The organism is Hwangdonia seohaensis, from assembly GCF_031932625.1.
In the GTDB taxonomy this organism is placed as follows: Bacteria; Bacteroidota; Bacteroidia; order Flavobacteriales; family Flavobacteriaceae; genus Hwangdonia; species Hwangdonia seohaensis.
This window is the reverse complement of record NZ_JAVSCK010000003.1, coordinates 674,639-700,853: the sequence shown is the minus strand read 5'-3', so window position 1 is coordinate 700,853 and position 26,215 is coordinate 674,639. Positions and strand designations below refer to the sequence as shown.

At 36.1% G+C, this 26,215-nt stretch carries 29 protein-coding genes; 17 read left to right on the top strand and 12 right to left on the bottom strand.

The genetic code is table 11. The features are described 5' to 3' along the window. Positions 1 to 6: 6 nt before the first annotated feature. Together RNZ47_RS12160 and RNZ47_RS12155 are read left to right on the top strand one after the other, a co-directional pair. Positions 7 to 456: a sterol desaturase family protein gene (locus tag RNZ47_RS12160; protein WP_311940369.1), complete on the top strand. Its 450-nt coding sequence runs from the start codon at positions 7 to 9 to the stop codon at positions 454 to 456. Positions 457 to 471: 15 nt separating this feature from the next. Further along, positions 472 to 1,620: a lycopene cyclase family protein gene (locus RNZ47_RS12155; RefSeq protein ID WP_311940367.1), complete on the top strand. Its 1,149-nt coding sequence runs from the start codon at positions 472 to 474 to the stop codon at positions 1,618 to 1,620. Between the two features lie 35 nt (positions 1,621 to 1,655). Here the strand turns inward: RNZ47_RS12155 and RNZ47_RS12150 are convergent, their stop codons facing one another. The 9 genes from RNZ47_RS12150 to RNZ47_RS12110 all read right to left on the bottom strand — a co-directional run bounded on the left by RNZ47_RS12150 (position 1,656) and on the right by RNZ47_RS12110 (position 7,000). Then, positions 1,656 to 2,012, bottom strand: a complete 357-nt coding sequence (locus tag RNZ47_RS12150; protein ID WP_311940365.1) for a hypothetical protein — start codon at positions 2,010 to 2,012, stop codon at positions 1,656 to 1,658. Continuing rightward, positions 2,009 to 2,338 carry a hypothetical protein gene (locus RNZ47_RS12145; RefSeq protein ID WP_311940363.1) on the bottom strand — a complete coding sequence of 110 codons (330 nt, stop codon included), beginning with the start codon at positions 2,336 to 2,338 and terminating at the stop codon, positions 2,009 to 2,011. Before RNZ47_RS12145 ends, RNZ47_RS12150 begins: the two co-directional genes overlap by 4 nt. 82 nt (positions 2,339 to 2,420) lie before the next feature. After that, a complete protein-coding gene (locus RNZ47_RS12140; protein ID WP_311940361.1) occupies positions 2,421 to 3,383 on the bottom strand; it encodes a D-2-hydroxyacid dehydrogenase in 963 nt (320 codons plus the stop codon). 69 nt (positions 3,384 to 3,452) lie between these two features. Continuing rightward, positions 3,453 to 4,013 (bottom strand): TlpA family protein disulfide reductase, encoded by a 561-nt coding sequence (locus RNZ47_RS12135; protein ID WP_311940358.1) that lies wholly within the window; start codon positions 4,011 to 4,013, stop codon positions 3,453 to 3,455. A gap of 159 nt (positions 4,014 to 4,172) precedes the next feature. After that, positions 4,173 to 4,604, bottom strand: a complete 432-nt coding sequence (locus RNZ47_RS12130; protein ID WP_311940356.1) for a DUF5606 family protein — start codon at positions 4,602 to 4,604, stop codon at positions 4,173 to 4,175. 58 nt (positions 4,605 to 4,662) lie between these two features. Beyond that, positions 4,663 to 5,253, bottom strand: coding sequence for a peptide deformylase (def, locus tag RNZ47_RS12125; protein ID WP_311940354.1), 591 nt, complete (start codon positions 5,251 to 5,253; stop codon positions 4,663 to 4,665). Between the two features lie 111 nt (positions 5,254 to 5,364). Then, on the bottom strand, positions 5,365 to 5,955 hold the full coding sequence (locus RNZ47_RS12120) for a T9SS type A sorting domain-containing protein (RefSeq protein WP_311940352.1): 591 nt from the start codon (positions 5,953 to 5,955) through the stop codon (positions 5,365 to 5,367). Positions 5,956 to 6,021: 66 nt separating this feature from the next. Beyond that, entirely contained in the window at positions 6,022 to 6,432 is a 411-nt protein-coding gene (ruvX, locus tag RNZ47_RS12115) for a Holliday junction resolvase RuvX (RefSeq protein WP_311940349.1), read from the bottom strand. 250 nt (positions 6,433 to 6,682) lie between these two features. Beyond that, on the bottom strand, positions 6,683 to 7,000 hold the full coding sequence (locus RNZ47_RS12110; RefSeq protein ID WP_311940347.1) for a hypothetical protein: 318 nt from the start codon (positions 6,998 to 7,000) through the stop codon (positions 6,683 to 6,685). Positions 7,001 to 7,327: 327 nt separating this feature from the next. Between RNZ47_RS12110 and RNZ47_RS12105 the strand changes: the two genes are divergently transcribed. Together RNZ47_RS12105 and RNZ47_RS12100 are read left to right on the top strand one after the other, a co-directional pair. After that, positions 7,328 to 8,143: a 2,3,4,5-tetrahydropyridine-2,6-dicarboxylate N-succinyltransferase gene (locus RNZ47_RS12105; protein WP_311940345.1), complete on the top strand. Its 816-nt coding sequence runs from the start codon at positions 7,328 to 7,330 to the stop codon at positions 8,141 to 8,143. A gap of 101 nt (positions 8,144 to 8,244) precedes the next feature. Continuing rightward, positions 8,245 to 9,291: a glycosyltransferase family 9 protein gene (locus tag RNZ47_RS12100; RefSeq protein WP_311940342.1), complete on the top strand. Its 1,047-nt coding sequence runs from the start codon at positions 8,245 to 8,247 to the stop codon at positions 9,289 to 9,291. A 30-nt stretch (positions 9,292 to 9,321) separates the two neighbouring features. On the opposite strand, the gene RNZ47_RS12095 is transcribed toward RNZ47_RS12100, so the two are convergent. Further along, on the bottom strand, positions 9,322 to 10,140 hold the full coding sequence (locus RNZ47_RS12095) for a glycosyltransferase family 2 protein (protein ID WP_311940340.1): 819 nt from the start codon (positions 10,138 to 10,140) through the stop codon (positions 9,322 to 9,324). Positions 10,141 to 10,195: 55 nt separating this feature from the next. On the opposite strand from RNZ47_RS12095, the gene RNZ47_RS12090 reads away from it, so the two are divergent. Further along, on the top strand, positions 10,196 to 10,969 hold the full coding sequence (locus RNZ47_RS12090) for a glycosyltransferase family 2 protein (protein ID WP_311940338.1): 774 nt from the start codon (positions 10,196 to 10,198) through the stop codon (positions 10,967 to 10,969). On the opposite strand, the gene RNZ47_RS12085 is transcribed toward RNZ47_RS12090, so the two are convergent. Next, positions 10,947 to 11,708 carry a lipopolysaccharide kinase InaA family protein gene (locus RNZ47_RS12085; protein ID WP_311940336.1) on the bottom strand — a complete coding sequence of 254 codons (762 nt, stop codon included), beginning with the start codon at positions 11,706 to 11,708 and terminating at the stop codon, positions 10,947 to 10,949. The genes RNZ47_RS12090 and RNZ47_RS12085 overlap by 23 nt on opposite strands. A gap of 83 nt (positions 11,709 to 11,791) precedes the next feature. Here RNZ47_RS12085 and RNZ47_RS12080 point away from each other — a divergent pair, with 83 nt between their 5' ends. From RNZ47_RS12080 to RNZ47_RS12045, 8 genes are read left to right on the top strand one after another with little or no spacing between them, the layout of a single operon-like run. After that, positions 11,792 to 12,868 carry a glycosyltransferase family 4 protein gene (locus RNZ47_RS12080; RefSeq protein ID WP_311940334.1) on the top strand — a complete coding sequence of 359 codons (1,077 nt, stop codon included), beginning with the start codon at positions 11,792 to 11,794 and terminating at the stop codon, positions 12,866 to 12,868. Positions 12,869 to 12,906: 38 nt separating this feature from the next. After that, entirely contained in the window at positions 12,907 to 13,578 is a 672-nt protein-coding gene (locus tag RNZ47_RS12075) for a class I SAM-dependent methyltransferase (protein WP_034040985.1), read from the top strand. An 8-nt stretch (positions 13,579 to 13,586) separates the two neighbouring features. After that, positions 13,587 to 14,147 carry an L-threonylcarbamoyladenylate synthase gene (locus RNZ47_RS12070; RefSeq protein WP_311940330.1) on the top strand — a complete coding sequence of 187 codons (561 nt, stop codon included), beginning with the start codon at positions 13,587 to 13,589 and terminating at the stop codon, positions 14,145 to 14,147. Positions 14,148 to 14,174: 27 nt separating this feature from the next. After that, positions 14,175 to 14,549, top strand: coding sequence for a GxxExxY protein (locus RNZ47_RS12065; RefSeq protein WP_311940328.1), 375 nt, complete (start codon positions 14,175 to 14,177; stop codon positions 14,547 to 14,549). A 30-nt stretch (positions 14,550 to 14,579) separates the two neighbouring features. Then, on the top strand, positions 14,580 to 15,995 hold the full coding sequence (locus tag RNZ47_RS12060) for a CCA tRNA nucleotidyltransferase (RefSeq protein ID WP_311940326.1): 1,416 nt from the start codon (positions 14,580 to 14,582) through the stop codon (positions 15,993 to 15,995). Between the two features lie 2 nt (positions 15,996 to 15,997). Further along, on the top strand, positions 15,998 to 16,453 hold the full coding sequence (locus RNZ47_RS12055) for a GNAT family N-acetyltransferase (RefSeq protein WP_311940325.1): 456 nt from the start codon (positions 15,998 to 16,000) through the stop codon (positions 16,451 to 16,453). A 56-nt stretch (positions 16,454 to 16,509) separates the two neighbouring features. Next, positions 16,510 to 17,523 (top strand): COX15/CtaA family protein, encoded by a 1,014-nt coding sequence (locus tag RNZ47_RS12050; RefSeq protein WP_311940323.1) that lies wholly within the window; start codon positions 16,510 to 16,512, stop codon positions 17,521 to 17,523. A gap of 38 nt (positions 17,524 to 17,561) precedes the next feature. Further along, the gene (locus RNZ47_RS12045) at positions 17,562 to 18,074 is read left to right on the top strand and encodes an IS1096 element passenger TnpR family protein (RefSeq protein ID WP_311940321.1); all 513 of its coding nucleotides are present in this window, start codon (positions 17,562 to 17,564) and stop codon (positions 18,072 to 18,074) included. Here the strand turns inward: RNZ47_RS12045 and RNZ47_RS12040 are convergent. Further along, positions 18,071 to 19,135, bottom strand: coding sequence for a hypothetical protein (locus RNZ47_RS12040; protein ID WP_311940319.1), 1,065 nt, complete (start codon positions 19,133 to 19,135; stop codon positions 18,071 to 18,073). The two genes, RNZ47_RS12045 and RNZ47_RS12040, sit on opposite strands and share 4 nt — an antisense overlap. Before the next feature lie 123 nt (positions 19,136 to 19,258). Between RNZ47_RS12040 and RNZ47_RS12035 the strand changes: the two genes are divergently transcribed. Genes RNZ47_RS12035 through RNZ47_RS12020 form a run of 4 tightly spaced genes read left to right on the top strand, consistent with a single transcriptional unit; the run spans position 19,259 to position 26,201 of the window. Continuing rightward, positions 19,259 to 20,155: an ABC transporter ATP-binding protein gene (locus RNZ47_RS12035; RefSeq protein ID WP_311940317.1), complete on the top strand. Its 897-nt coding sequence runs from the start codon at positions 19,259 to 19,261 to the stop codon at positions 20,153 to 20,155. A 32-nt stretch (positions 20,156 to 20,187) separates the two neighbouring features. Continuing rightward, the gene (locus RNZ47_RS12030) at positions 20,188 to 21,012 is read left to right on the top strand and encodes an ABC transporter permease (protein WP_311940315.1); all 825 of its coding nucleotides are present in this window, start codon (positions 20,188 to 20,190) and stop codon (positions 21,010 to 21,012) included. A gap of 28 nt (positions 21,013 to 21,040) precedes the next feature. Beyond that, complete coding sequence (locus RNZ47_RS12025) at positions 21,041 to 23,749, top strand: T9SS type B sorting domain-containing protein (RefSeq protein ID WP_311940314.1); 2,709 nt, start codon at positions 21,041 to 21,043, stop codon at positions 23,747 to 23,749. 4 nt (positions 23,750 to 23,753) lie between these two features. Next, the gene (locus RNZ47_RS12020; RefSeq protein ID WP_311940312.1) at positions 23,754 to 26,201 is read left to right on the top strand and encodes a T9SS type B sorting domain-containing protein; all 2,448 of its coding nucleotides are present in this window, start codon (positions 23,754 to 23,756) and stop codon (positions 26,199 to 26,201) included. Positions 26,202 to 26,215 lie beyond the last annotated feature (14 nt).

Here is a 26,215-nt window from a genome sequence, read left to right as displayed (position 1 = left end):
TAAGCTATGCAAACTTTACTTTGGATACTTGTTTTTTTAGGCACGTATTGCTTTATGGAATTTATGGCGTGGTTTACACATAAATATATCATGCACGGGTTTTTATGGCATTTACATAAAGACCATCATAAAAAAGACCACGATAGTTGGTTTGAGCGCAACGATTTGTTTTTTATTTTTTACGCCATAGTTAGCATTACCTTTTTTTTGCTTTGGAGGTATAACGAGCTTTGGATTGGTCTGCCCATTGGCATTGGTATTTTCGCTTACGGCTTATCGTATTTTATTGTACACGATATTTTTATTCACCAGCGTTTTAAACTCTTTAGAAACGCCAATAATTGGTACGCCAAAGGTGTACGGCGTGCCCACAAAATACACCACAAGCACTTAGGCAAAGAAAAGGGCGAATGTTTCGGGATGCTGTTCGTGCCTTTTAAATATTTTAAAAAATAACACCTTTTATATTCGATGTTTGATAAATCCCATTTCGATTACATCATTATAGGAAATGGTTTAGCGGGTTTCCAACTGGCTTTAAAAATGGCTTCCGATGCGTTTTTTAATGATAAGGAAATTGCGTTAATCGACTCTTCTGAAAAAAACGTAAACGACAAAACCTGGAGTTTTTGGGAAACCGAAGATTCTCAATGGAATAATATCATTCATAAATCCTGGAGAAAAGCATCGGTAATTACTTCAAAAAAAATCATCGATTTACAGCTAAAGCCCTATGTTTATAAATCCATTCGTTCTATTGATTTTTATAAAGAAGCCAAAGCAAAGCTGAAAAAAAACAATAACATTCATTTTATAATAGACCGTGTGGAATCTGTTAAAGAAGAAAACGGCAGCGTATTTGTAACCACCAGACAAAATACTTTTACAGCTGTCCATTTATTTGATAGCCGAATTCCGGAATCCTTTTCAGTAAATCCAAATCACGGTATTTCCATCATCCAACATTTTAAAGGTTGGATCATTAACACTGATTATAAGGCGTTTGATGATTCTAAAGTTATTATGATGGATTATCGTTTAAAAGACGGCAACCAAACTACATTCACTTACGTTTTGCCATTCTCGAAAACCGAAGCTTTGGTGGAGTTTACTTATTTTACCGAGCAGCTTGTAGATGAAGAAATTTATGACAAATTCATTAAAACCTATATTAAGGAATATCTGAAAATTGACAATTATACCATTGTTGAAACCGAAACCGGACAAATACCAATGACCAGTTTTCCTTTTGAAAAACACAACACCAGGCGCATCACTAAAATTGGCACAGGCGGTGGTTGGGTTAAAGGTTCTACGGGCTATTCGTTTAAACACACCGAAAAAAAGACTGCAAAAATTATTGAGAATATAAAAGCCAACAAAACGCTTTCAAACCATTTGTTTAAAAGCAAATACAAGTTTTATGATAAAGTGTTTTTAAAGGTTTTAAAAGATGAAAACCATAAAGGCGAATGGATATTCCAACAGTTTTATGTTGAAAATTCGGTGGAAACCTTGTTTAAATTTCTTGATGAGGAATCTTCTTTTTTTGAAGACATAAAAATTATGTCCTCTCTTTTTTCCCTGAGTTTTATAAAGGCTTTTTTTAGAACGCTTTAGTTAAGAACTTGTGGTTTTAAAGTGCGTCTAAAACACTACCAACTTAATCGTTTTTGAAATACATAAAACAGGGCTGAACCTAGAATATACATGACAACATCAATAATATCACCAGTATAACGGGCATTGTACTGCGGCAACAACCACTCAAAATACAAGGCATAAAATGCTGTTAACGCTATAATAGGTCCCAACGGAATATATAAACTATCGTCGTTTTTTATTATGCGAACTGCCACCAAACATAAACTTAAAACAAAAGGCATACACAGTAAATCACCCAGATAAAAATAGACCCAATTAGGTAATGCCACATGACTTATTTTTGACACATAAATACCAATGGCCATGATGCAAACTATTATAAATAGAGGATGTTTTAAAATCTTCATGCCGCAATAGTTGTTATTATCCAAGCGATAAACATACCAATAGACATTACAACCACCCAAATGGACCTAAGTAGCTTCACAAATGCACGCACAAGAAAAAAACGATGGTCTTTGTATCTTGCATAAAACGACGGGTTGTTTTCTTTTTCCAAACGGCGTCGTTCCAAACGGGCTTCTTCTTCTTTTTTGTATGCTAATTCACGACGTTTTTTATACGATAAAACCGCATTGCAATTAGAGCAATAATCTCTGTTAACATTATAAATACCACAGTTAAGGCACTTGATATTCCGAATACTCATATTAGCCATTAGTATTAATTGCAAAGGTATTAATAATTAGAAGATCAGTATTGTTTCTGATTAAAAGCAAAAATGGGTTTTACAACAGTTTTATGCTAAAAAACCGCTAATTGACCACATTAATTGGATGCCCATTTAAATAAGCTTTTAAATTTTCAACTGCAGTTTCCATCATTCTAGTTCGAGATGCCTTTGGCGCCCAAGCAATGTGTGGCGTAATAATACAGTTTTTAGCTTTTAACAAGGGGTTATCTGCTTGTATCGGTTCTGCTTCAACCACATCAACGGCTGCCCCTGATACTTTACCCGAGTTTAGGGCCTCTTTTAAATCTTCCTCAACTATCAATCCGCCACGAGATGTATTTATTACCATTACGCCATCTTTCATTTTATCAATATTATTTTTGTTGATAATGCCGGTTGTAGCCTTGGTTTGTGGACAGTGCAAACTAATGATATCTGATGATTTTAATAATTCGTCCAGCGAAACATATTTGCAAGTTTCTGTTTCTAATTCTAGGTTTTTGCTTCGGTTATAAGCCAAAATATTCAATCCAAAAGCTTGGGCTATTTTGGCAGTGGCTTGACCAATTTGCCCAAAACCAATAATGCCCATGGTTTTTCCATCCAACTCTATTAGTGGTGTATTCCAAAAACAAAAATCCAATGATTTGGTCCACTCGCCATCTTTTACTGCTTTAGAATGATCGCCAACATGATGGCACATCTCTAACAGTAATGCCATAGCAAATTGCGCAACAGCCTGTGTTCCGTATGTGGGCACATTGGCAACTACAATGCCTAAGGTCTTTGCAACTTCAACGTCGATTATATTGTAACCAGTTGCCAAAACACTAATGTATTTTAAGTGAGGCACTTGTGTTAAAACAGCTTTTGGTAAAGGTGTTTTATTGGTAAAAACAGCCTCTGCATCTCCTATGTTTTTTATGATTTCTTCAGTATCAAAACCCGTTCGGTCATAAACCACCAAATCGCCAAATTGCTCAATGCCTTCCCAACTTAAATCACCTGGATTAAGGGTGTAACCATCTAATACCACAATTTTCATAAATATCCTTTTTTATAGGCATTAAAATTATAGCAAATTTTATGAAAAAAGAAAACATATTAAAGCGTTCTATTTTTTAAGCAACGCATCAATGGTATTTCTAACCGAATCGCTGTTCCAATTGGCAGCACCAGTTTTATCAATTACCACCTTGCCTTGCTTGTCAATTAAAAACGTTCTTGGAATACCTCTCACATCGAAGAAATCTGATCTTGAAGCTTCATTATAAACCTTAAAAGTATAGTTGTTTTTTTCTAAATACGAATTTATTTTTTTGAATGATTCATCTGAAACAAATACAAACTCAATTTTATCGTTATAGTCATCGTAAAGTTTTTGAAGACTAGGCATTTCCGCAATACACGGCGGACACCAAGTGGCCCAAAAATTAATCAATATGACTTTTTCTTTGTTTTCTTCGAAATTAAAAATGGTTCCGCTTTCATCTTTCAACTTCCAATTGTAATCCGCTATACTAGACTGCTTATTATCATCTATTATGGATGGGCCAATTAACGCTAAGCCTTTCTGAACAAACACTTGTATAGGTTTTCGAGTTTGCGGAATTAATAAAACGGCTACAATGATTAAAAAAACGATGGTACTTTTTTTGGGCTTATTAATTTTCATGATGTATAAAAAATATAATGTAAAACAACTCCTCAAAACTAACCAAAATAAAGCACTTAAAACACTTTTTATATCCTTACATATCTTAAATTACTCTTAAAAAAAGGCATAAAAAAACCTCCAAATTTTGGAGGTTTCTTCTATTTAAAATAGCTTAAACTATTCTTCTTCATCTTGGGTTTTTGTCTCCTCTTTATTACCGTCCAACAGCTCTAACATATTGTGTTGTTGCAATAAGTTGTACCATTGCAAAACCTTTTTTATATCGCTTGCATACACCCTATCTTCATCGTATTCTGGCAACACGTCAAAGAAATATTCTTCTAATTTATCTTTACTGTCTTTTGGTTTAATGCTTGTTGGCTCGCCGTTTTCTTTTTCTTTAATCTTCGCCAACACATCTCTTAATGGAATTTCTTCGGTTAAAGTATATATTGCAATTTCGCTTAAAACGCTTACGTTTTGCTGTAAACTTACAGATATACGCTTGTTATCTATTAAGGACTCTGCAACAAAACCGCCTCTGGTTTGCGCAATTAATTTGAATAAACCTGGTTTTCCCGAAATGGCTAAAACTTTATCTAAACCCATAAATTTTTATTTTTTTGAAAGTGGCAAATATCAACTGTTTAATACAATGATGCAACTATTATCGTTTCTTTTTTTGGACCGGAAAACGCATGCGGTAATCGACATTGATTTTTCCTTTGGAAATATTATTTAGTTTTCCTTTTATCAAGCGTTTTTTTAAGCTTGATAATTTGTCGGTGAACAAAATGCCTTCAATATGATCGTATTCATGCTGAATCACTCTGGCAATTAAACCATCAAAAACTTCGGTGTGTTTTTTAAAATGCTCATCCAAATATTCAACCGTAATTTTTGGTTGCCTAAACACATCTTCCCTAACATCTGGAATGCTCAAACAGCCTTCGTTGAATGCCCATTCGTCGCCTTCCTCTTTTATAATTTTAGCGTTGATAAAAACACGTTTAAACCCTTTTAACGCTTTTTGCTCGTCTTCTGAAAGCTCTTCGTCTTCAGAAAATGGAGTTGTATCGACTAAAAACAAACGAATTGGTAATCCTATTTGTGGAGCTGCCAAACCAACGCCAAAAGCATTGTACATGGTTTCGAACATGTTTTCTAGAAGTGCATCTAAATTTGGGTATTCTTTGGTAATATCGGCACATTTCTTTTTTAAAACAGCGTCGCCATAGGCTACAATTGGTAAAATCATTCCGGTTTCAATATTTAATTTTTGCAAAAATACAATACTTACTAGTTAATTAGCGGTTTTTGGGCATAAAAAAAACTCCTTAAAAAGGAGTTTTTTTTATAACAAGTTTCATTACCGCGCTACTACAATTTTTCTAATAGCAGTTGCTTTTTCGGTTGAAATATTCAAGATATAAATGCCATTAGGCAAATGGGCAATGTTAAGTTCCTTATTATCTTGGTTACTCATATTATCTTCAATTATTCTTTTTCCAGTAATATTATAAACACCAATACTGGCCTTTACCGGAAAAGCAAATGACAATTTTAGTGTATTATCGCTTTTAAGTGGATTAGGGGATATTTCCATATTAGCTTCAAGAGTGTTTTTATCTACAGGCAGCGTACCTCCAGAATATGAACAATTGGTATCGAAACCAGATGTTATTGTAAAATCCTGACCAACAATAGCTGGACCGCTTGTAAGGTTATAAACAGATGTAGTTTCGGAGCAGGAAGCTACTTCCAGTGTAAAGGTAGAGGTTCCATTAACCTCAATGCTGGCGGGCCTGTTTACACAAAAAGAGGTTGCCGGCAAGTAAGATAAAAAGATTTTTGTGCCCCCAGAAGAAGTTGTACCTCCACCGTTGGGACAAGGCTCTGCATATGCTAGACTAAAGCTGAATACAGAAATCAATAATAAAATAATGTAATTTTTTTTCATAATAAATAAGGTTAGGTTTTGTAAATAAAAAATTAAAAGTACATATTTTCTTATGATAAAAAAAAATTATTTGGAATATAAATAACTTTGCAAAATAAGTGTGGCGCTAATCTCGTCAATTAGGGCTTTGTTTTTGCGTTGTTGCTTTTTTAAACCACTATCAATCATGGTTTGAAAAGCCATTTTTGAGGTAAAGCGCTCGTCGACCCTAACTATTGGAGTATCAGGGAATTGCTTCTCTAGCTTTATTAAAAATGGTTGTATGAGTGTTTCGCTTTCAGAAGCTGTATTATCCATTTGCTTAGGCTCGCCCACTAAAAACAACTCCACTTTTTCTTTACTTGTATAGTCTTTTAAAAACTGAATAAGTACTTTGGTATCGACAGTGGTTAGGCCTGAAGCAATAATCTGCAACTCGTCTGTTACCGCTATTCCAGTTCTCTTTTTACCATAATCTATTGCTAAAATGCGAGCCATAAATACCTTTTGCGCAAAAGTAATAAAGAATTCTATTGAATCCTTTATTTAGATCCCAGTTTTATTCATTGCTTAATGATTTTATAATAATGAATTCATAAATCTTGCGATTTCACGGGAATGACAATTTCAATGGAAATCTTGAGACAAATTATCCTCAAGAATTATTTTTTAATAAAATAAAAAAGACCGTCTTTACAGACAGTCTTTCCAGTAATTTAACCTTAAATATTAATTTTGAACTTTCTTTTTATGCTACTTTAGCCTTATTTATTTTAGGAAATAACCATTTAATATTTTCAACCTTTCTTACACGGTTTAAATATACTCTGATATCGCTATTAGTTCGTGCTATATTTTCTTTTACTTCGGTAGCTTCAGTTTTATCCGTTTTAACTTCTACTTTATTTACAACATTCTCATCACTTTCAACAGTAATAGTAACATCTTCATTATTGTCAGAAACCGTAATCGTATTTTCAGTTTCAACTTTTACTACAGTATCTTGAGCGTTTGCAAAAGAAAAAGAAAGTAATAAAACTAATAATGTGTAAATCTTTGTTTTCATCAGGTTTATTTGTTTGATGGTTCAAATATAGAAGCGCATTAAAGTTTAACACAATAAATTAGTTATAAGACCTTAGATTCTCGATGATTAGAAAACGGTATGATTTCTATCGACGAACAGACAAACAGCATGTTTTCATGGATTAAATACTCTCGAATTGCATTTTACCGATTTATTTGTTTCATTAAAAGTGAAAATCATCTTTATATTTTTATAAAATTCGTTATATAAAGCTGTAATTTTTACCAAATATGCAACGGATATTATAGCCGTTTCCCTTAGTTTTTCGAATGATAGACATTATATTTGCTTAAAATATAATTACCAATGACAGAATTACAACAAACCATTGAAAACGCTTGGAACAACAGAGATCTTTTAAAGGAAGAATCAACAACCTCTGCCATTAGAAGCGTTATCGAGTTATTAGATAAAGGCGAACTGCGAGTGGCCAAACCAATTGCAAATGGATGGCAGGTTAACGAATGGGTTAAAAAAGCCGTGGTTTTATACTTCCCTATCCAAAAAATGGAAACTATTGAAGCTGGGCCCATGGAATTTCATGATAAAATTCCTTTAAAAAGAGGTTATGCAGAAAAAGGCATACGTGTTGTACCGCATGCAGTTGCACGCCACGGAGCCTACATTTCCAGCGGTACCATATTAATGCCGAGTTATGTAAATATTGGTGCCTATGTTGATGAGGGCACTATGGTTGATACTTGGGCCACTGTTGGTAGCTGTGCGCAAATTGGCAAAAACGTACACTTATCTGGTGGTGTTGGTATTGGTGGCGTTTTAGAACCTTTACAAGCAGCACCCGTAATTATTGAGGACAATGCCTTTATTGGCAGTCGCTGTATAGTTGTTGAAGGCGTTCGCGTAGAGACCGAAGCGGTTTTAGGCGCTGGTGTGGTTTTAACGATGAGTACAAAAATAATAGATGTTACTGGTGATGAGCCAATTGAATATAAAGGTAGAGTACCCGCACGTTCTGTGGTTATTCCGGGCAGTTACGCTAAAGATTTTCCGTCGGGCAGCTATAATGTACCTTGTGCTTTAATAATTGGTAAGCGTAAAGAAAGTACCAACAAAAAAACATCGCTTAACGATGCGTTACGCGAGCACGATGTAGCAGTTTAAACCCGCTCTGCTCGTAAATTTCAAAAAGTAAAAAAACCAAATTCCAATAGAAACTTTTATTGGAATTTAGTTTTTGGAATTTGGGATTTTAAATTTGAAGTATGAAAATTTTAGTAATACAACAAAAAATGATTGGCGATGTGCTTACAAGCAGTATACTGTTTGAGGCACTTAGACAGAAATACCCAAATGCCCAGTTGGACTATTTGATTAACGAGCATACTTTTCCTGTTGTAGAGCACCATCCGTTTATTGATAATTTTATCTTTTTTACCAAGGAAGCCGAATCTAGTAAACTTGCTCTTTTAAAGCTTGCTAAAGCTATTAGAAAGCGTGAATACGATGTCGTAATTGATGTCTATTCAAAGCTTTCCAGTAATTTGATTTCGGCTTTTTCTAAGGCAAAAATCAAAATTTCTTATTATAAATATTATAGTTCGCTCTTCTATCATCATCATATAAAAAGACAACAAAGCACTAATGGAAAATCTGGCTTAGCCATTATTAATAGAATGCAGTTGTTACAGCCTTTAGGAATTGAGACAACATCGATTAAACCGAAAATTTATTTAACCGATAGCGAGATTTCGAATAGCAAACAATTTTTAGAAAAACATCAAATAGATTTAAACAAACAGTTGTTTATGATCAGCGTTTTGGGTAGCGGAGAAAACAAAACCTATCCGTTTCCTTATATGGCTAAGGTTATTGATGCCATTGTTGAGAAAACCAGTGCACAAATTCTGTTTAATTACATTCCGAAACAAGAAACTGAAGCTAAAGCCATTTTAAATTTATGCCACACCGAAACAAAAAAGCATATTAAATTTCATGTTTTCGGGAAAAGTTTAAGGGATTTTTTAGCGATAACGCATCATTGCGCTGCGGTAATTGGCAACGAAGGTGGCGCTATAAATATGGCGAAAGCATTAAATATTAAGACCTTTGCCATTTATTCCCCGTGGATTGACAAAGCCTCGTGGAATCTTTTTGAAGATGAAAACAACCAAAGCGTGCATTTAAAAGATTACATGCCCGAATTGTACACAAAACCTGAAAAGGAATACAAAAATGAAGCATTAGCTTTATATCAAAATTTTAAACCCGAATTGTTTATTGATAAACTTGAGGATTTTTTAGGTAGTTAATTATATCAAGTAAAGGCAATTGAATAAGCATTACTTTACAATTCCAAATGCAGTTCGTTTACGTTTATGACGTTTGGTTTCGCCTCTTATTTTTTTATTTTTTTCAATCATTTCAGGTTTTACGTAGCCTCTTTTATGATTTAAATGTAAACAAATTGCATAATACCTAATTTGCTTAACTTTTAATCCGGCATTAAAAAGTCGTTCTCCCATTTCTCTATCTTCCCCTCCATATTGCATACGTTCATCAAATCCGTTGGTTTCGATAATATCGCTTTTATAACCAGAGGAATTATGCCCATTCCAAGATTTAGTAGTTGGTGTAAATGTATTAAGAAGGATTTGTTTAATACCTCTAGCACTAATTTTATTATTTTTAAATGAGGATTTTAAGCCATTAGCTTTGAGCCAATTAATATCAAAACACAACTGTTGTTTTATATCTTCTTTGGAAATCAAACTACTAATATTCATTGGTAGTTTAAAATAACCTCCAGACAAAAAATAACCCTTTCTCCTTTTATAAGCATGTACTTTTAAAAAATCTTGTCTAGCAATACAATCTCCATCGGTAAACACTAAATACTTCCCTTTGCTTTTTACAATAGCCTTATTTAATATAATTGTTTTTTGAAAACCATTATCTTCATGCCAAACATGTTGAATAGGGTAATTTACTTCACTTTTCAATTTATCGATTAGTAGCCTTGTAGCTTCATCAGAGCCATCATCAGCAATTACAACTTCAAAATTTTTAAAAGTTTGAAACTCGTAGCTCCAAAATACTTTTTCTAACCAATCAGGATGATTGTATGTACTAATAATTACCGAAATATCTAATGCTTTCATTGAAACAAAAATAACTATTTTTACCAACTATAAATATATGCCATAAATTTATATTTTGAGAAACAAAAATTGTAAAATATCAGCTTTACTCATCACTTATAACGAAATCAATCACATTGAAGCCGTTATAAACAATATTAGTTTCGCTGACGAAATTATAGTTGTAGATTCCATTAGCACAGACGGAACGCTTGAAAAGCTATCTGAATTTAAACACGTTACCACCATAAAACGCAAATTTAAAAACTTTGCAGATCAACGGAATTTTGCCTTGCAACAGGCCACTCACGACTGGGTTTTGTTTATTGATGCCGATGAGCGCTTAACCGATAAATTAAAAACCGAAATTATTACTACAGTAAACAATCCCACGGATATTGCGGCATTTATGGTTAAACGGCTGTATTATTTTAAGAAAAAAAGAATACGTTTTAGCGGCTTTCAAACCGATACCACTTACCGGTTATTTAAAAGGAACAAGGTTAAATATATTGAAGATAAAATAGTACACGAAATGCCCAAAATTGATGGTAAAAGTGGTATTTTAAAACACAACATGTTACATTATTGTTTTGATAGTGCTGCCCACTATAAAACAAAAATGGAACATTACGCAAGCCTAAAAGCCTTAGAGCTTTTTAAAAAAGGCAAAAAAGCCAACGTTTTCCATTTTATATTTAGGCCATTTTACAAGTTTGTGGTAAACTATGTTTTTAGGCTCGGTATTTTAGATGGAAAAGCTGGTTTTCAAATTTGTTATTTAAGTGCTTATGGGGTTTATTACCGCTATAAAGAACTTAAAAAACTCAATAGGTCTTCCAAAATTTAAGTTTCCTTTTTAAGCGTCTTTTTCGGTGGTATTTTTCTTGAAAAGCTTCGGTTTCGTACCACATTAAATTAAAAATGGCATTGTAATCTTCTCCGGAACATTTGGCGTATTCATCACTCATCACTTCAACCATCGATTTATGAATGGTCAATTTAGAAAAGTTTTTAATCCGGGTTTCAAAATCCAAATCCTTAAACTCCATGCGGTTTAAATCCACCAAATAAAAATCGTAACCTTTTTCGGTTTTTTTAATTAACGTATTTCCTGGGGAATGATCTAAAAAATGCACCCCATTTTCGTGCAAATCGAATGTAAATCGTGTAAAGGCCCTGAGAATGGCATCGTAATTTGGAATGTTAAAATCGGTTGTTAATTCCCGGTACGTATAATCGCAATCAATCTGCTCGCTTATATAATAGCTTTTTTTGAATAAAAAAGGAGTTTTAAATTCGTAATACGCCACAGGGTGTGGAGTGCCGATGTTTAAATCTTTCAGCGTATTGGCGTATTCAAATGAGCGTTGCGCTTTGCTTTTTCTAAAAAAACGATACGCGATTTGATTGATTAAATGCGGAACTTTAAACGATTTAACGTTAATCGTTTCATCACCCAATTGAAATAATTTGAGTGAATTTCTTTCTTGATTGCCAAAATCTTCACCAAGCACATCAAAATTTTCGATGAAATTATCGAGCTCGCTTTCAAAGGGTTCGTAGGTTTTATGAAACACTTTATTCATGCCACAATATTACGATTAGTTTTTCTTTTAAAAAATCCAAAGCATTTCATATTATATTTGTTTTTCTTTGTAAAAAACACGGCATGCAGCATATTTTTTTAGAATCGCACAATATTAAGAACCAACATTTTGGCTTTGGCCAATTTAATTATCATTTAATAAAAGGGCTATATAATGCAAATATCGAGGGCTTTAAAATTACGCTTCACGCCAAAGACACCCATGTTTTAAAGGAAGAATTCGGCACATATTTTAACTATAAAAAATACTATTCGTTACGACGGCACAAAGCTTTTAGAATAAGGAAAAAATACGATTTATGGCATTGTTTAAATCAGAATATTAAAATTGAACCCCATTACGATATGCCGTATTTGTTAACGGTGCACGATGTCAATTTTATTGATGAAGTTTCAAGCGATTTAAACCACGAAAGAAACATCAAATTTCAAAACAAACTCAACCGAAGCACTGCCATTACGTACATTTCGGACTATGCAAAACAATCTACCCATCAATATTTTAGGGTGCCAAATGTACCGGAATTCGTTATTTATAACGGCAACCCGATTATCGATATTGAAATTCCCGAAAACCATAAGCCGAAATTAACTTCTAAAAAACCATATCTATTTAGCATTGGCGAATTTACCGAACGTAAAAACTTTCATGCACTAGTTGAAATGTTAGCGCTTTTGCCGGAATACAATTTAATCCTTTCGGGCAACAACAATACGGGGTATGCCAGTGGCAGATTGCAAGACACCATTAAAAAGTTAAAACTGGAAAGCCGCGTTATCATCACCGGAAAAATATCCGAATTGGACAAACAATATTACATGCAAAACTGCGAAGGGTTTGTGTTTCCGTCGTTGCGCGAAGGTTTTGGTATTCCGCCCATTGAAGCCATGCGTTTTGGGAAACCCGTTTTTCTATCAAACAACACGTCGTTACCCGAAATTGGCGGCGAACACGCTTTTTATTGGAATCATTTCGAACCTAAATACATGGCCAAAGTTTTAAAAGACGGTTTAAATATTTTCAATAAAAACAAAACCGAATTATCCCAAAATTACGTAAAACACGCCAAAAGCTTTAATTGGAATGACGCCGCAAAACAATATATTGAAGTTTATAAAAGCATTTTATTTAAAAAGTAAATCCTAAATTTGCTACCTAACCATTAAAAAAACCTATAATGATTTTTAAAATAATTATTGCAGTTATCCTATTGGCAGTCTTGATTCACTATGCCATAAAATTCGCAAAACACAAATCATTATATCCGTTTATGCCTTTTAAATATAATTTTAGAAGACGCAGAATAACTTTTGCAAAAACACTTAAACTACTGGACGAAAGAAAAGTTAAAACCATTATTGAAACCGGCACTTCCAGAGAAGGCTTGAATAATACCAAAGGCGATGGTGGCGCGACCATAGTTTTTGGAAAATGGGCGCAGCAAAACCATGCCAAAATGCACTCTGTTGATATTAGCGAAGATTCGGTAAAAGGCTCGCAAAGCGAAGTTGACAACCAAAACTTAAACGATACGGTTACGGTGCATTTAAACGATTCGTTAGCGTTTCTTAAAACCTTTGATGAACCCGTAGATTTCTTGTATTTGGATAGTTACGACTATTCAAAAACCGATACGGAGATTCAAATGAAAAGTCAGGAGCATCACTTAAAAGAATTTAAAACCATCGAAGATAAATTGCATAAAGATTCCATAGTACTTATCGACGATTGCGGGTTACCGGGCGGCGGAAAAGGCAAAACCGTAATCGCCTATATGCTTGAAAAAAATTGGAAAATTTTAATTGATGCCTATCAAGTTTTATTGGTAAAAAAAGAAAGTCTTTCATAAATTTTTTGATGAATACCGAGATTAAAAATGCACTCCAAGTCTTAAAAAACGGTGGACTTATACTCTATCCAACCGATACCGTTTGGGGTATTGGCTGTGATGCTACAAACCCTGAAGCGGTTAAAAAGGTTTACAAACTAAAACAGCGTGAGGACAGCAAAGCTTTAATTTGTTTGGTTGCCGACGACAGAATGCTGAAAAAATACGTAAAAAAAATACCCGAAGCCGCATATAGCATCATCGATATTTCTGAAAAACCAATCACAATCATTTATGATGAAGCACAACATTTGGCTTCAAATTTAATTTCAGACGATGGTACGATAGCCATCCGTATTCCCGACGATGATTTTTGCTATCAACTATCAAGAAAACTTAATGGCGCCATTGTTTCAACCTCGGCAAATGTTAGCGGACAACCTACGCCTAAATCATTTAAAGAAATAGCGCCTGCCATTTTAAAAGGTGTGGACTATGTTGTAAATTTGCATCACGAAAAAATCTGCGACAAACCTTCTTCAATTATTAAATTGAGCAATAGCGGGATTGTTAAGGTGATTCGGGAATAAAAAATAGCCACTAATACACGAATATTTATGTCTAAAATTATTTATAAGGATGAAAGCTACGCTATTGTTGGGGCTTTATTTGAAGTTTATAATAATTTGGGAAGTGGTTTTTCAGAAATTGTTTACAAAGATACTATCGAATACGAACTAAGAAGCTTGAATATTCCATTTCAAAGAGAAAAAGAATTTGGCGTTGCGTATAAAGATGCGTTGTTAAAACATAAATTTTATGCAGATTTTGTAGTTTTTGATAAAATTATTTTAGAAATAAAATCGACCGAAAACCTGCACGATAAGCATACTGCCCAATGTTTAAATTATTTAAAAGTATCGCAATGTAAGCTCGCAATTTTAGCAAATTTTCACAAAGACTTATTAGACCACAAAAGAATTGTTTTATAAAACATTCGTGAATTCGTGGCAGCAAAAAAAATGAATTATAAAACCGCACTCAAGCATTCCATTTTTAAGATCATATCCCAATCTGCTAAAACATTGAATTTAGACAGCTATGTTATTGGTGGTTTTGTACGCGACTATATTTTAAAGCGTGGCACTGCCAAAGACATTGATATTGTGGCCATAGGCAGCGGGATTGAACTCGCTAAACAAGTCGCCAAAAATTTGCCCAATAAACCCAAGGTTCAAATCTTTAAAACGTACGGAACGGCGATGCTTCGGTACGATGATATTGAAATAGAATTTGTTGGTGCTCGCAAAGAATCGTACAACGAAAACAGCCGAAATCCTATAGTGGAAAATGGTTCTTTACAAGACGACCAAAATCGACGGGATTTTACAATTAATGCACTGGCTTTAGATTTAAGCGAAGATAAATTTGGCGATTTACTCGATCCGTTTAACGGCATTGAAGATTTAAAAAATCAAATTATAAAAACGCCGTTAAATCCCGATATTACTTATAGCGACGACCCTCTACGCATGATGCGCGCCATACGTTTTGCCACACAGCTCGATTTTAAAATTGAAGAAGATTCATTAAAATCCATTAGCAAAAACTGCGATCGGATTAAAATTATAACCAACGAACGGATTGTTGTCGAACTTCATAAAATTTTGGAAAGCGAAACGCCGTCAATAGGGTTTTTACTATTGGACAGAACGGGTTTGCTACAGCATATTCTGCCAGAACTTACGGCTTTAAAAGGCATTGACGAAATTGAAGGCCAACGCCATAAAGATAATTTTTACCACACTTTAGAGGTTGTTGATAATATTGCAAAACACACTGATAACCTGTGGTTGCGTTGGGCCGCTTTATTACACGATATTGGTAAGGCACCAACAAAAAAATTCAACAAAAAAGTAGGCTGGACGTTTCACGGGCACGAGTTTGAAGGCTCAAAAATGGTATATCGTTTATTCAAAAGATTAAAAATGCCTTTAAACGACAAAATGAAATTTGTACAAAAAATGGTGTTTATGAGTTCCCGACCCATTGCCCTGGCGCAAGATGTTACAGATTCAGCCGTTCGCCGTTTGATTTTTGATGCTGGGGAATATATTGAAGATTTAATGACACTTTGTGAAGCCGATATTACCACGAAAAATCCAAAAAAGTTCAAAAAATATCACAATAACTTTAAAATAGTTCGAGAAAAAATAACAGAAGTTGAAGCGCGTGACCACGTTCGTAATTTTCAACCGCCCATTTCCGGTGAAGCGATTATGAAAGCCTTCAACCTAAAACCGTCACGCGAAATTGGCATGATAAAAGAAACCATAAAAGAAGCCATTTTAGAAGGCGATATTCCTAATGAATATGAAGCTGCGTATCAGCTCATGTTAAAGGAGGGGAAACGCTTGGGCTTAAAAGCATCAACGTAATAATGTTGCACATTGTTAGGACAAATTCTGATAATAAAGACTTTAAAGATTTAGTAAATCAACTAGATAATTACCTCGCTATTGTTGATGGTGAAGAGCATGATTTTTATAACCAATACAATAACATTGATGTATTAAAACACGTTGTAATGGCTTATTCGGATAAAACCCCTGTGGGTTGCGGTGCGTTTAAGGAATTTGATAAAAACAGTGTAGAAATCAAGCGCATGTACACCAATCCAAAATACCGAGGCCAAGGCGTTGCTTCAAAAATTTTAAACGCATTGGAAATTTGGAGCCACGAATTGGGTTATAAATCTTGTGTTTTAGAAACCGGTATTCGTCAAGTGGAAGCGGTTGGGTTTTATAAGAAAAATAATTACGCCACCATTCCAAATTTCGAACCGTACAAAAATGTAGAAAACAGTTTATGTTTTAGGAAAGTTCTAAAAAAATAAGCTAACGATTTGAGTTTTAATTAATAATATTTCCGCGAAAGCGGGAATGACAGAAAATGAAGAAAGACAACAAAAAAGTTATTTACTGGCTACTTACGGGCTGTGTCCTCGTTTTTATAATGGTGGTAGTTGGTGGCATTACGAGGCTTACCGATTCGGGATTGTCCATATCAAATTACAAATTAATAACAGGCACCATTCCGCCATTAAACGATACCGAGTGGCAAGAGGCCTTCGAACTGTACCAACAATACCCGGAATACCAAAAATTGCATTCGCATTTCACCATTGATGATTTTAAAAGTATTTATTTCTGGGAATGGCTGCACCGTGTTATTGGCAGGCTTATAGGTTTGGTGTTTATCATTCCGTTTTTATACTTTCTTGCAACCAAACAGCTCACCAACAAAACGATTAAAAAATGCCTAATTTTATTGGTGCTTGGTGGCTTTCAAGGTTTTTTGGGTTGGTATATGGTTAAAAGCGGGTTGGTTGATAGACCCGATGTAAGCCATTACCGTTTAGCGGCGCATTTAACCACAGCATTCCTCACGTTTGCGGCCACACTTTGGGTGGCTTTGGATTTAATTTACCCAAACAAAAAACCAATAAGCACCAAATTTAGAAATCTTATTATCGTAAGCTATTTAATCCTAATTGTTCAGATAATTTATGGTGCATTTGTAGCTGGCCTAAAGGCTGGATTGCTGCATAACCACTGGCCTTTAATGAATGAAAATGAATTTATGCATCACACGGTGTATATCCTTGAACCCTTCTATAAAAACCTAATTGAAAACCCAAGTGGCATTCAATTTATTCACCGCACTTTAGCATATATCGTAGTCATTTCGATTGTAATTTTATGGTTAAAAGCTCGAAAACTAACGCTTACGAATCTGCAGAAAAAAGGTGTAGATGCCTTGCTTATTTTGGTTGGTTTTCAATTTTTATTGGGTGTATTCACTATAATATATGCCGTACCATTATGGTTAGGTGTGGCGCATCAAATGGGTGCTTTTTTCTTATTAAGTGCCATGACATTTACCTTGCACCGTTTTAGTAAATAGCACAAAAAGACTTATCTTTGCAGCAATAATTTTTCAGAATGATTTACAGATTTAGAATTATACTTGATAACGATACCGAAGAGGATGTTTTTCGCGATGTAGAAATCCGGGAAACCGATACGCTTGAGGATTTGCACAACATCATCACGCAGTCTTTTGGGTTTGATGGTTCTGAAATGGCATCGTTCTATTTAAGCAACGATCAATGGGATCAAGGTGAAGAAATTTCGTTGTTCGATTTAAGCGACGATAATTCTGCACGTTTAATGAACGAAACGGCTTTGGATAGCGTGGTGCACGAAGCACAAACCAAACTAATTTACGTTTACGACTTTTTAAGCATGTGGACCTTTTATGTTGAGCTCGCTGAAATTGTTGAGGAAGAGGAGGGTTATGACTACCCCAACCTTATGTTTGTGCAAGGTCAAGTACCGGATAACGCTCCAGAAAAATTATTTGAAGCTGATGATGATGACACCTTTAATGAATTTGAAGACGAGCTGGATATTGACGACTACGACAATCTGGATTTTGATGAAAACTGGAATTAAGCTTTAAGCCTTTTAAGGTTGACATCTTCATAATTTCTTACCAAAAACTCAAGTGCCGCTTTAAGGATTTGCCCCATGTTATTGCATCGCTTAAAGTTTACGTCTTGGGTATACTCAAATATTTTCATTTTAAGCAAATCTATGTTGGCATCTTTGGATATGGAATCGTTAAGCATACATGACATAAGCTCATCTATCCTACCGTGAAAGCTTTTTAACCGTTTTACAAGCGTAGAGCGTTCTTCAATTTTATATTGGTCTATCGAAAATTTCTGGAAACTATTGGCTACCAATTCTACCATTTCAAAATTTTCCTTAAAAAACTGGGGCCTGTAAATATTAAACTTGCCTTCGTAACATTGTTGGTCAAAATCTATTGGTCTTATTTTGTACACCACATGGTCAAAATCGTGGGTGGGCACAATTACATAATTGTAAGAGCGCATATCGCCCAAAAGCCTAATCATACAGCGTTCGTTAAACTTGACAAACTCTTTGGCGATTTGAGATTTTTCAGATTTAGAACAATTTGGAAGCATCTTTTTTATAAACTCATCACCCGGAATTCCTGCAATGTGCTCCTCTATCAAGGTATTATTGTACACCAAAAAATTCAGGTTATAAGGCGATAGCATGTGCTCCAGTTCAAGCCCATAAACACGCGATGCATCGGCAGTTTTCACATAAAAATAGGTGTAATTGTCATTTAAAATATTTCTGATTTTTATTCTAAATGGTTTCGAGTTTCCAAAGGTGCAGTAATCAATGGCATCAACATTTAAAAACGGAATGGTGCTTTCGTTACCATCAGAATGTAAAATGGTGTACACCTTTTTTAAAGACAAATCTATCTCTTCGCGCTCGTAATCGTTATAATAAACCCGTATCCACAACGTATCGTTATCATCTTTATCATAAACCACTACCGAACCTTGAAAGCGCAACAAATCATCATAAAAGATGGGAATTTCAATATTTCTGTTGTATTCAGAAAGATAGTCGTTCAACTGATCCGATATTGGGAACGATGGCTTTTTTTTAGATATTTTTAAATCTTGCATATATTTATAAAATTATTCAAAGTTAAAGCTTTTATTGATAATCGTGTAACAAAACAAGTTGAGCATCGTCATACTTTAATAACTAACCGTGTTGATATTAATTCAGCATAAAAACCACGCATATTGGAACCAATACTTACAATTAATAATCTTACCAAAAAATTTGGGTATTTAACCGCTGTAAAAGATTTGTCGTTTACCATTAACAAAGGTAACGTTTATGGCATTTTAGGACCAAACGGAAGCGGAAAATCCACAACCTTAGGCATTGTTTTAAATGTTGTCAATAAAACACATGGCGATTTTAAATGGTTTGACGGGCAAACAACCACACACGATGCCTTAAAAAAAGTTGGTGCCATAATTGAGCGACCAAACTTTTACCCATATATGACGGCGACACAGAATTTAAAACTGGTTTGCAAAATTAAAGGCGTTGATTATAACAAGGTTGAAGAAAAGCTCGAAATTGTTGGCTTGTTAGATAGAAAAGACAGTAAGTTTAGAACCTATTCTTTAGGGATGAAACAGCGTTTAGCCATTGCCTCGGCACTATTAAACGATCCGGAAATTTTAATTTTAGACGAACCCACAAATGGGTTGGACCCCCAAGGTATTCATCAAATTCGGGAAATCATTAAGCAAATTGCAGCCAAAGGCACCACCATTTTACTGGCATCGCATTTGTTGGATGAAGTTGAAAAAGTATGCTCGCACGTTGTGGTATTGCGCAAAGGCGTAAAATTATATTCGGGTCGTGTTGACGAAATGATTTCAAGTCACGGTTTTTTTGAATTGAAATGTAACAAGCAAAAGGATTTGATAAAACTTTTGGAAAACAATGCTTCGTTCAAATCGATAAAAGAAAAAGATGGATTGATAACCGCTTTTTTAAACGAACCGATGCTTTCTGAAGACTTTAATAAATACCTTTTTGAAAACGGTATTATACTCACCCATTTAGTACAGCGTAAAGAGAGTTTAGAAGAACAATTTTTACAATTAACAGACAATAAATAAAACTAAATCCAACCAAAATACAAACTAACTTTATGTTACGTCTTTTAAACTTAGAATTACAAAAACTGCTACTTAACAGAACCAGTAAAATACTCATATTCGTATCGTTCATTCTGCCTTTCTTTGTTATATTATTATCCTCATTAAGGATTAATGTATTCGGTTTTTTTACATTGGAATTGGGTGAATTGGGCATTTTCAACTTCCCGATTATATGGCATTTAACCACCTTTTTCGCATCGCAATTCAAGTTCTTTTTTGCCATTGTAGTTGTAAGTATGATTGGTAACGAATACAGCAACAAAACCATCAAACAAAACTTAATTGACGGGTTAAGTAAAAAGGAATTTATCCTATCAAAATTCTACACCATTATTTTCTTTTCGTTTGTTTCTACAGTATTAATAAGTTTTATTTCGCTATGTATTGGTTTGTACTATTCCAGCTATACCGAAGCTTCCATTGTGCTCAGGGAAACCGAGTTTATACTCGCCTATTTTGTTAAGCTTATTGCCTTTTTTAGTTTGTGTTTGTTTTTTGGGATGCTCGTAAAACGATCTGCCTTTGCATTGGCCTTTTTATTCATTTTATATATTTTAGAATGGATTGTATTTGGATTAATCGTTTGGAAATTTGATGCTAATATTGCAGAAAGGATTCAAAACTTCTTTCCGTTAAAATCCATGTATAAATTAATCGACCAACCATTCCAACGTATAGCCATGACTAAGTTTCCAGACAAAGGAGAATTAGCTTATGACTATGCTGTACATTGGCACGAATTTGCCATTGTAATAGGTTGGACTGCTCTATTTATCTTTTTATCGTACAGATTATTAAAAAAGCGAGATTTATAATACCTTTGGTGGCATTCGCTACTGAAAGATGAAAAAAATTGCCATATTCTTAATAAGCTGTTTAATCGGTTTAAATGGTTTTGCCCAAAGTGAAGCCGCCAATTGGTACTTTGGCTTTGGTGGTGGCATAAAATTTAACCAAGTCAACAATTCTGTGACCTCAGTAAGTGATGGGCAATTATTTACAAACGAAGGTTGTGCATCCATATCAGACAGTTCTGGGAATTTGTTGTTTTATACAGATGGCACTCGCGTTTGGAATAAAAACCATGCCACCATGATGAACGGCTTGGGCTTGTATGGCGATTCGTCCAGTACACAATCTGCTATTATTGTACCTAAACCAGACGATGACAATATTTATTACATTTTCACAGTTGATAATGGTCTTGACGGAAATGATTTCGGTTTGAACTATTCGCAAGTCGACATGACTTTAGATGGTGGCCTAGGTGCAGTTACTACTAGAAACACAAATTTACTTCAGCGTTGTTCCGAAAAAATTACGGCGGTTTTAAAGGATTGCATTACCAAATCCATTTGGGTGCTTACCCTAGCATCAGAAAATGGCGATGCAGATATTTTTAACACCTTTCACGCTTTTGAAGTTAACAATTTAGGCGTTAACACCACATCGGTCGCTTCAACGTTTAGTCTTTTTGTTTCTGATGCACGAGGCTATTTAAAACTCTCGCCCGATGGCGAAAAAGTGGCATGTGCCAATGTTAGAGATGGTTTGTATTTGTATGATTTCGACGCAACCACAGGTGTTGTAAGCAATCAATTGGAACTTAATTTACCATCTGTTAATTATGCGAGTTATGGTGTAGAATTTTCACCAAACAGTCAGTTGCTTTATGTGCATTCGTATAACAATTTTTTCGATTTTGAAACGCCGGCCAACAATAATATCCCATCAAATCACACCTCATCATTACTCCAATACAATCTTCTAGCATCAAATATTTCTACATCTTCATTTGTTATAGATGATCGAGAATTATATAGAGGTGGTTTGCAACTTGGTCCAAACGGTAAAATTTACAGAGCTTTAAGCGCAACTTACAACGATGGCTTACCTTATCTTGGGGTAATCAATAATCCGAACGGTGTTGGTTTTAGTGCAAACTATAGCCACAATGCCATTAGTGTTTCACCAAATAATTCGTCACAAGGGTTGCCGCCTTTTATAGCTTCTTTTTTTAATGAAAAAATAGACATTATTAAAAACGGCAGGAATTCCATAAACCTTGCGCTTTGTGTCAATGATACGTACACTTTAACGGCCGACCAAATAACTGGTGCTTCCTATAGCTGGACCCGTGATGGAAATCCTTTAGCTGAAAGTGATTATGATTTAGTGGTTACTCAAAATGGGCATTACGAAGTTTATATTGATCCCAATAACGGTGACTGTGCCATTGAAGGTGAAGCCTTTGTGGTTTTTAATCCAAACCCCGAAGCCTTCAACCACACCCTGTTGCAGTGCGACGAGGATGGCACTGCCGATGGGCTTACGCTGTTCAACCTCAACCAAGCGAACGCTGTTTTAACCAACAACGTCGCGGGACTTTCAACCAGGTTTTATACCGATGCGGCGAGGACCGCCCAAGTTGACGGCAACGCCTTTACCAACACAAGTAATCCGCAAACCATTTACGTGGACGTGGTCAACGATGCAACGGGATGCTCCTCTCCTTCGGAACTGACCCTGAATGTAAGCGTCACCGATTCCGGCGATACCCAGCTTATTGCCTGTGATGACGATGGTGCTGAAGACGGTTTTTTCAACTTTAACCTGAGCGATGCCGATAGCGCTATTGTGAGCGGCCTTCCAACCGGCTTGACCATTGCCTACTACGAAACATATGATGATGCTTTACTTGAAACTAATAATTTAGGAACCTCATTTACAAACACAAATCCGTACTCACAAATTATTTATGCGCGGGTTGAAAACGCCAACAACTGCTACGGCATAAGCGAAGTGGCCCTGACCGTAAACGAGCTGCCGAATATTGAAACCGAAGCTTTGGCGTATTATTGCCTCAACTTTTTCCCGGACACCATCGCTTTGGACGCCGCGGTAATAAACGATTCGCCTTCAAACTATACCTACAGTTGGTCTACCGGGGAAAGCACCTATCAAATCAATGTAAATCAAGCGGGCACTTACAACGTAACGGTTACCAATGCCAATGGCTGCACCAAACAACGCACCATTACCGTAGAACCCTCAAACATTGCCACTTTTGAAACCATTGAAGTGGTCGATGCCACCCAAAACAATACCATTACCGTTTTGGTTTCTGGCGAAGGGGTTTACGAGTACCGATTGCTGGACGAGAACAATGTGGTGTACGCACCCTATCAGGAAAGCAATATGTTCGAAAACGTTTCACCGGGCATTTACACCCTAACCGTCCGCGACATTAAAAACAACTGCGGCACCGTGCAAGACCTGGTGTCGGTTATCGGGTTCCCCAAGTTTTTTACGCCCAATAACGATGGCGACAACGATACCTGGCAGGTCCAAGGGATTTCCGGCATGTTCCAGCCCAACACCAACATCCTCATCTTTAAAAGGTTTGGCAAGTTGATAAAACAGTTGAACCCTTTGGGCGACGGTTGGGACGGACTCTTTAATGGCGAAAAACTGCCCGCCGACGATTACTGGTTTGCGGTCACCCTGCAGGATGGACGGGTATTAAAAAACCATTTTACTTTAAAATACTAAACATTTGAAATTAGCCCCAAAATTATTCGTTATATTCATTTTTCTATTGCAGTATAATATTGTACGAGGGCAACAGCCAACGGATTGTATTGACGCCGTTATCGCTTGTGGAAACTCAAATATCAACCTTGATGTTAGTGGTGTTGGCACTCAGGAACTAAGCGGTTCCAACAATTGTTCCAGTCAAGAAAACAACAGTGTTTGGTTAAAAGTTACTTTAGTAACCAGCGGTACTTTGGGCTTTACATTAACCCCAAATAGCACGGCTATAAGTGAAGATTATGATTTTTTTGTATTTGGTCCAAATGTTTCCTGTAGCAATATAGGGCAAGCCATTAGATGCTCAACAACAAATCCGCAAGCAGCTGGCCAAGGCAACAACTTAACAGGAATGAATGCGTCATCAAGCGATACTGCCGAAGGCCCCGGTGCTGATGGCGACAGCTTCGTAAGGTGGTTGGACGTACTGGCTGGAGAAACTTATTTTATAGTAATAGATAGACCCATTGGCAACAGCCCTTTTAGTTTGCAATGGACTGGAACTGCACAATTTTCCGATCCACCTTCGGATCAATCCAATGCAAATGGTACTCCTTTAAATTTAGAAAGTTGCGATGTCGTGGCGCCTTTTAATGATGGATTTACTACATTCGACTTATCTGCCAACAATAGTTTAATTACGGGAACACAAAGCGATATTACCATATCGTATCACGAAAATATAAGTGATGCCAATATTGGGATAAATGAATTAAGTAGTCCATACACCAACATTAATAATCCACAAACCATTCATGCCAGAATCACCAATAACACTACGGGATGTTTTGAATTGACTAGCTTTCAATTGGATGTAAATTTGGGCCCCAACTTTGCACCGCCAACAGATTACGAACTTTGTGATGACGCCACTGATGGAAACAACACAAATGGGCGCGTAAATTTTGATTTATCCTCTAGAAATACTGAAATTTTAAATGGTCAAAATCCAGCAGATTTCAATATTACCTATCATACTTCACAGTTTGATGCCGAAAATCGGGCAAACCCTTTGCCAAATCCTTATTATAATTCAACACCGTTTAACGAACAGGTTTTTGTGAGAATTGAAGATGCCTTAAATACAGATTGTAAAAATGTTACGCCTTTAAATTTAGTCGTGTATTTAAACCCCGAAGCCTTCAACCACACCCTGTTGCAGTGCGACGAGGATGGTACGGCCGATGGGCGCACGCTGTTCAACCTCAACCAAGCGAACGCTGTTTTAACCAACAACGTCTCCGGACTTTCAACCAGGTTTTATACCGATGCGGCGAGGACCGCCCAAGTTGACGGCAACGCCTTTACCAACACTAGCAATCCGCAAACCATTTACGTGGACGTGGTCAACGATGCAACGGGTTGCTCCTCACCTTCGGAACTGACCCTGAATGTAAGCGTCACCGATTCCGGCGATACCCAGCTTATTGCCTGTGATGACGATGGTGCTGAAGACGGTTTTTTCAACTTTAACCTGAGCGATGCCGATAGCGCTATTGTGAGCGGCCTTCCAACCGGCTTGACCATTGCCTACTACGAAACATATGATGATGCTTTACTTGAAACTAATAATTTAGGAACCTCATTTACAAACACAAATCCGTACTCACAAATTATTTATGCGCGGGTTGAAAACGCCAACAACTGCTACGGCATAAGCGAAGTGGCCCTGACCGTAAACGAGCTGCCGAATATTGAAACCGAAGCTTTGGCGTATTATTGCCTCAACTTTTTCCCGGACACCATCGCTTTGGACGCCGCGGTAATAAACGATTCGCCTTCAAACTATACCTACAGTTGGTCTACCGGGGAAAGCACCTATCAAATCAATGTAAATCAAGCGGGCACTTACAACGTAACGGTTACCAATGCCAATGGCTGCACCAAACAACGCACCATTACCGTAGAACCCTCAAACATTGCCACTTTTGAAACCATTGAAGTGGTCGATGCCACCCAAAACAATACCATTACCGTTTTGGTTTCTGGCGAAGGGGTTTACGAGTACCGATTGCTGGACGAGAACAATGTGGTGTACGCACCCTATCAGGAAAGCAATATGTTCGAAAACGTTTCACCGGGCATTTACACCCTAACCGTCCGCGACATTAAAAACAACTGTGGCACCGTGCAAGACCTGGTGTCGGTTATCGGATTCCCCAAATTTTTCACGCCCAATAACGATGGCGACAACGATACCTGGCAGGTCCAAGGCATTTCCGGCATGTTCCAGCCCAATACCAACATCCTCATCTTTAACAGGTTTGGCAAGTTGATAAAACAGTTGAACCCTTTGGGCGAAGGTTGGGACGGACTCTTTAATGGCGAAAAACTGCCCGCCGACGATTACTGGTTTGCGGTCACCTTACAAGATGGAAGGATTTTTAAAAATCATTTTACACTAAAATATTAATTAATTAATCATGA

Excerpts from the sequence above, each read along its gene's own strand:
- RNZ47_RS12160 (WP_311940369.1), top strand. The coding sequence starts at position 7 with ATGCAAACTTTACTTTGGATACTTGTTTTTTTAGGCACGTATTGCTTT.
- RNZ47_RS12155 (WP_311940367.1), top strand. The coding sequence starts at position 472 with ATGTTTGATAAATCCCATTTCGATTACATCATTATAGGAAATGGTTTA.
- RNZ47_RS12150 (WP_311940365.1), bottom strand. The coding sequence starts at position 2,012 with ATGAAGATTTTAAAACATCCTCTATTTATAATAGTTTGCATCATGGCC.
- RNZ47_RS12140 (WP_311940361.1), bottom strand. The coding sequence starts at position 3,383 with ATGAAAATTGTGGTATTAGATGGTTACACCCTTAATCCAGGTGATTTA.
- RNZ47_RS12135 (WP_311940358.1), bottom strand. The coding sequence starts at position 4,013 with ATGAAAATTAATAAGCCCAAAAAAAGTACCATCGTTTTTTTAATCATT.
- RNZ47_RS12130 (WP_311940356.1), bottom strand. The coding sequence starts at position 4,604 with ATGGGTTTAGATAAAGTTTTAGCCATTTCGGGAAAACCAGGTTTATTC.
- def (WP_311940354.1), bottom strand. The coding sequence starts at position 5,253 with ATGATTTTACCAATTGTAGCCTATGGCGACGCTGTTTTAAAAAAGAAA.
- RNZ47_RS12120 (WP_311940352.1), bottom strand. The coding sequence starts at position 5,955 with ATGAAAAAAAATTACATTATTTTATTATTGATTTCTGTATTCAGCTTT.
- ruvX (WP_311940349.1), bottom strand. The coding sequence starts at position 6,432 with ATGGCTCGCATTTTAGCAATAGATTATGGTAAAAAGAGAACTGGAATA.
- RNZ47_RS12110 (WP_311940347.1), bottom strand. The coding sequence starts at position 7,000 with ATGAAAACAAAGATTTACACATTATTAGTTTTATTACTTTCTTTTTCT.
- RNZ47_RS12105 (WP_311940345.1), top strand. The coding sequence starts at position 7,328 with ATGACAGAATTACAACAAACCATTGAAAACGCTTGGAACAACAGAGAT.
- RNZ47_RS12100 (WP_311940342.1), top strand. The coding sequence starts at position 8,245 with ATGAAAATTTTAGTAATACAACAAAAAATGATTGGCGATGTGCTTACA.
- RNZ47_RS12095 (WP_311940340.1), bottom strand. The coding sequence starts at position 10,140 with ATGAAAGCATTAGATATTTCGGTAATTATTAGTACATACAATCATCCT.
- RNZ47_RS12085 (WP_311940336.1), bottom strand. The coding sequence starts at position 11,708 with ATGAATAAAGTGTTTCATAAAACCTACGAACCCTTTGAAAGCGAGCTC.
- RNZ47_RS12080 (WP_311940334.1), top strand. The coding sequence starts at position 11,792 with ATGCAGCATATTTTTTTAGAATCGCACAATATTAAGAACCAACATTTT.
- RNZ47_RS12075 (WP_034040985.1), top strand. The coding sequence starts at position 12,907 with ATGATTTTTAAAATAATTATTGCAGTTATCCTATTGGCAGTCTTGATT.
- RNZ47_RS12070 (WP_311940330.1), top strand. The coding sequence starts at position 13,587 with ATGAATACCGAGATTAAAAATGCACTCCAAGTCTTAAAAAACGGTGGA.
- RNZ47_RS12065 (WP_311940328.1), top strand. The coding sequence starts at position 14,175 with ATGTCTAAAATTATTTATAAGGATGAAAGCTACGCTATTGTTGGGGCT.
- RNZ47_RS12060 (WP_311940326.1), top strand. The coding sequence starts at position 14,580 with ATGAATTATAAAACCGCACTCAAGCATTCCATTTTTAAGATCATATCC.
- RNZ47_RS12055 (WP_311940325.1), top strand. The coding sequence starts at position 15,998 with ATGTTGCACATTGTTAGGACAAATTCTGATAATAAAGACTTTAAAGAT.
- RNZ47_RS12050 (WP_311940323.1), top strand. The coding sequence starts at position 16,510 with ATGAAGAAAGACAACAAAAAAGTTATTTACTGGCTACTTACGGGCTGT.
- RNZ47_RS12045 (WP_311940321.1), top strand. The coding sequence starts at position 17,562 with ATGATTTACAGATTTAGAATTATACTTGATAACGATACCGAAGAGGAT.
- RNZ47_RS12040 (WP_311940319.1), bottom strand. The coding sequence starts at position 19,135 with ATGCAAGATTTAAAAATATCTAAAAAAAAGCCATCGTTCCCAATATCG.
- RNZ47_RS12030 (WP_311940315.1), top strand. The coding sequence starts at position 20,188 with ATGTTACGTCTTTTAAACTTAGAATTACAAAAACTGCTACTTAACAGA.
- RNZ47_RS12025 (WP_311940314.1), top strand. The coding sequence starts at position 21,041 with ATGAAAAAAATTGCCATATTCTTAATAAGCTGTTTAATCGGTTTAAAT.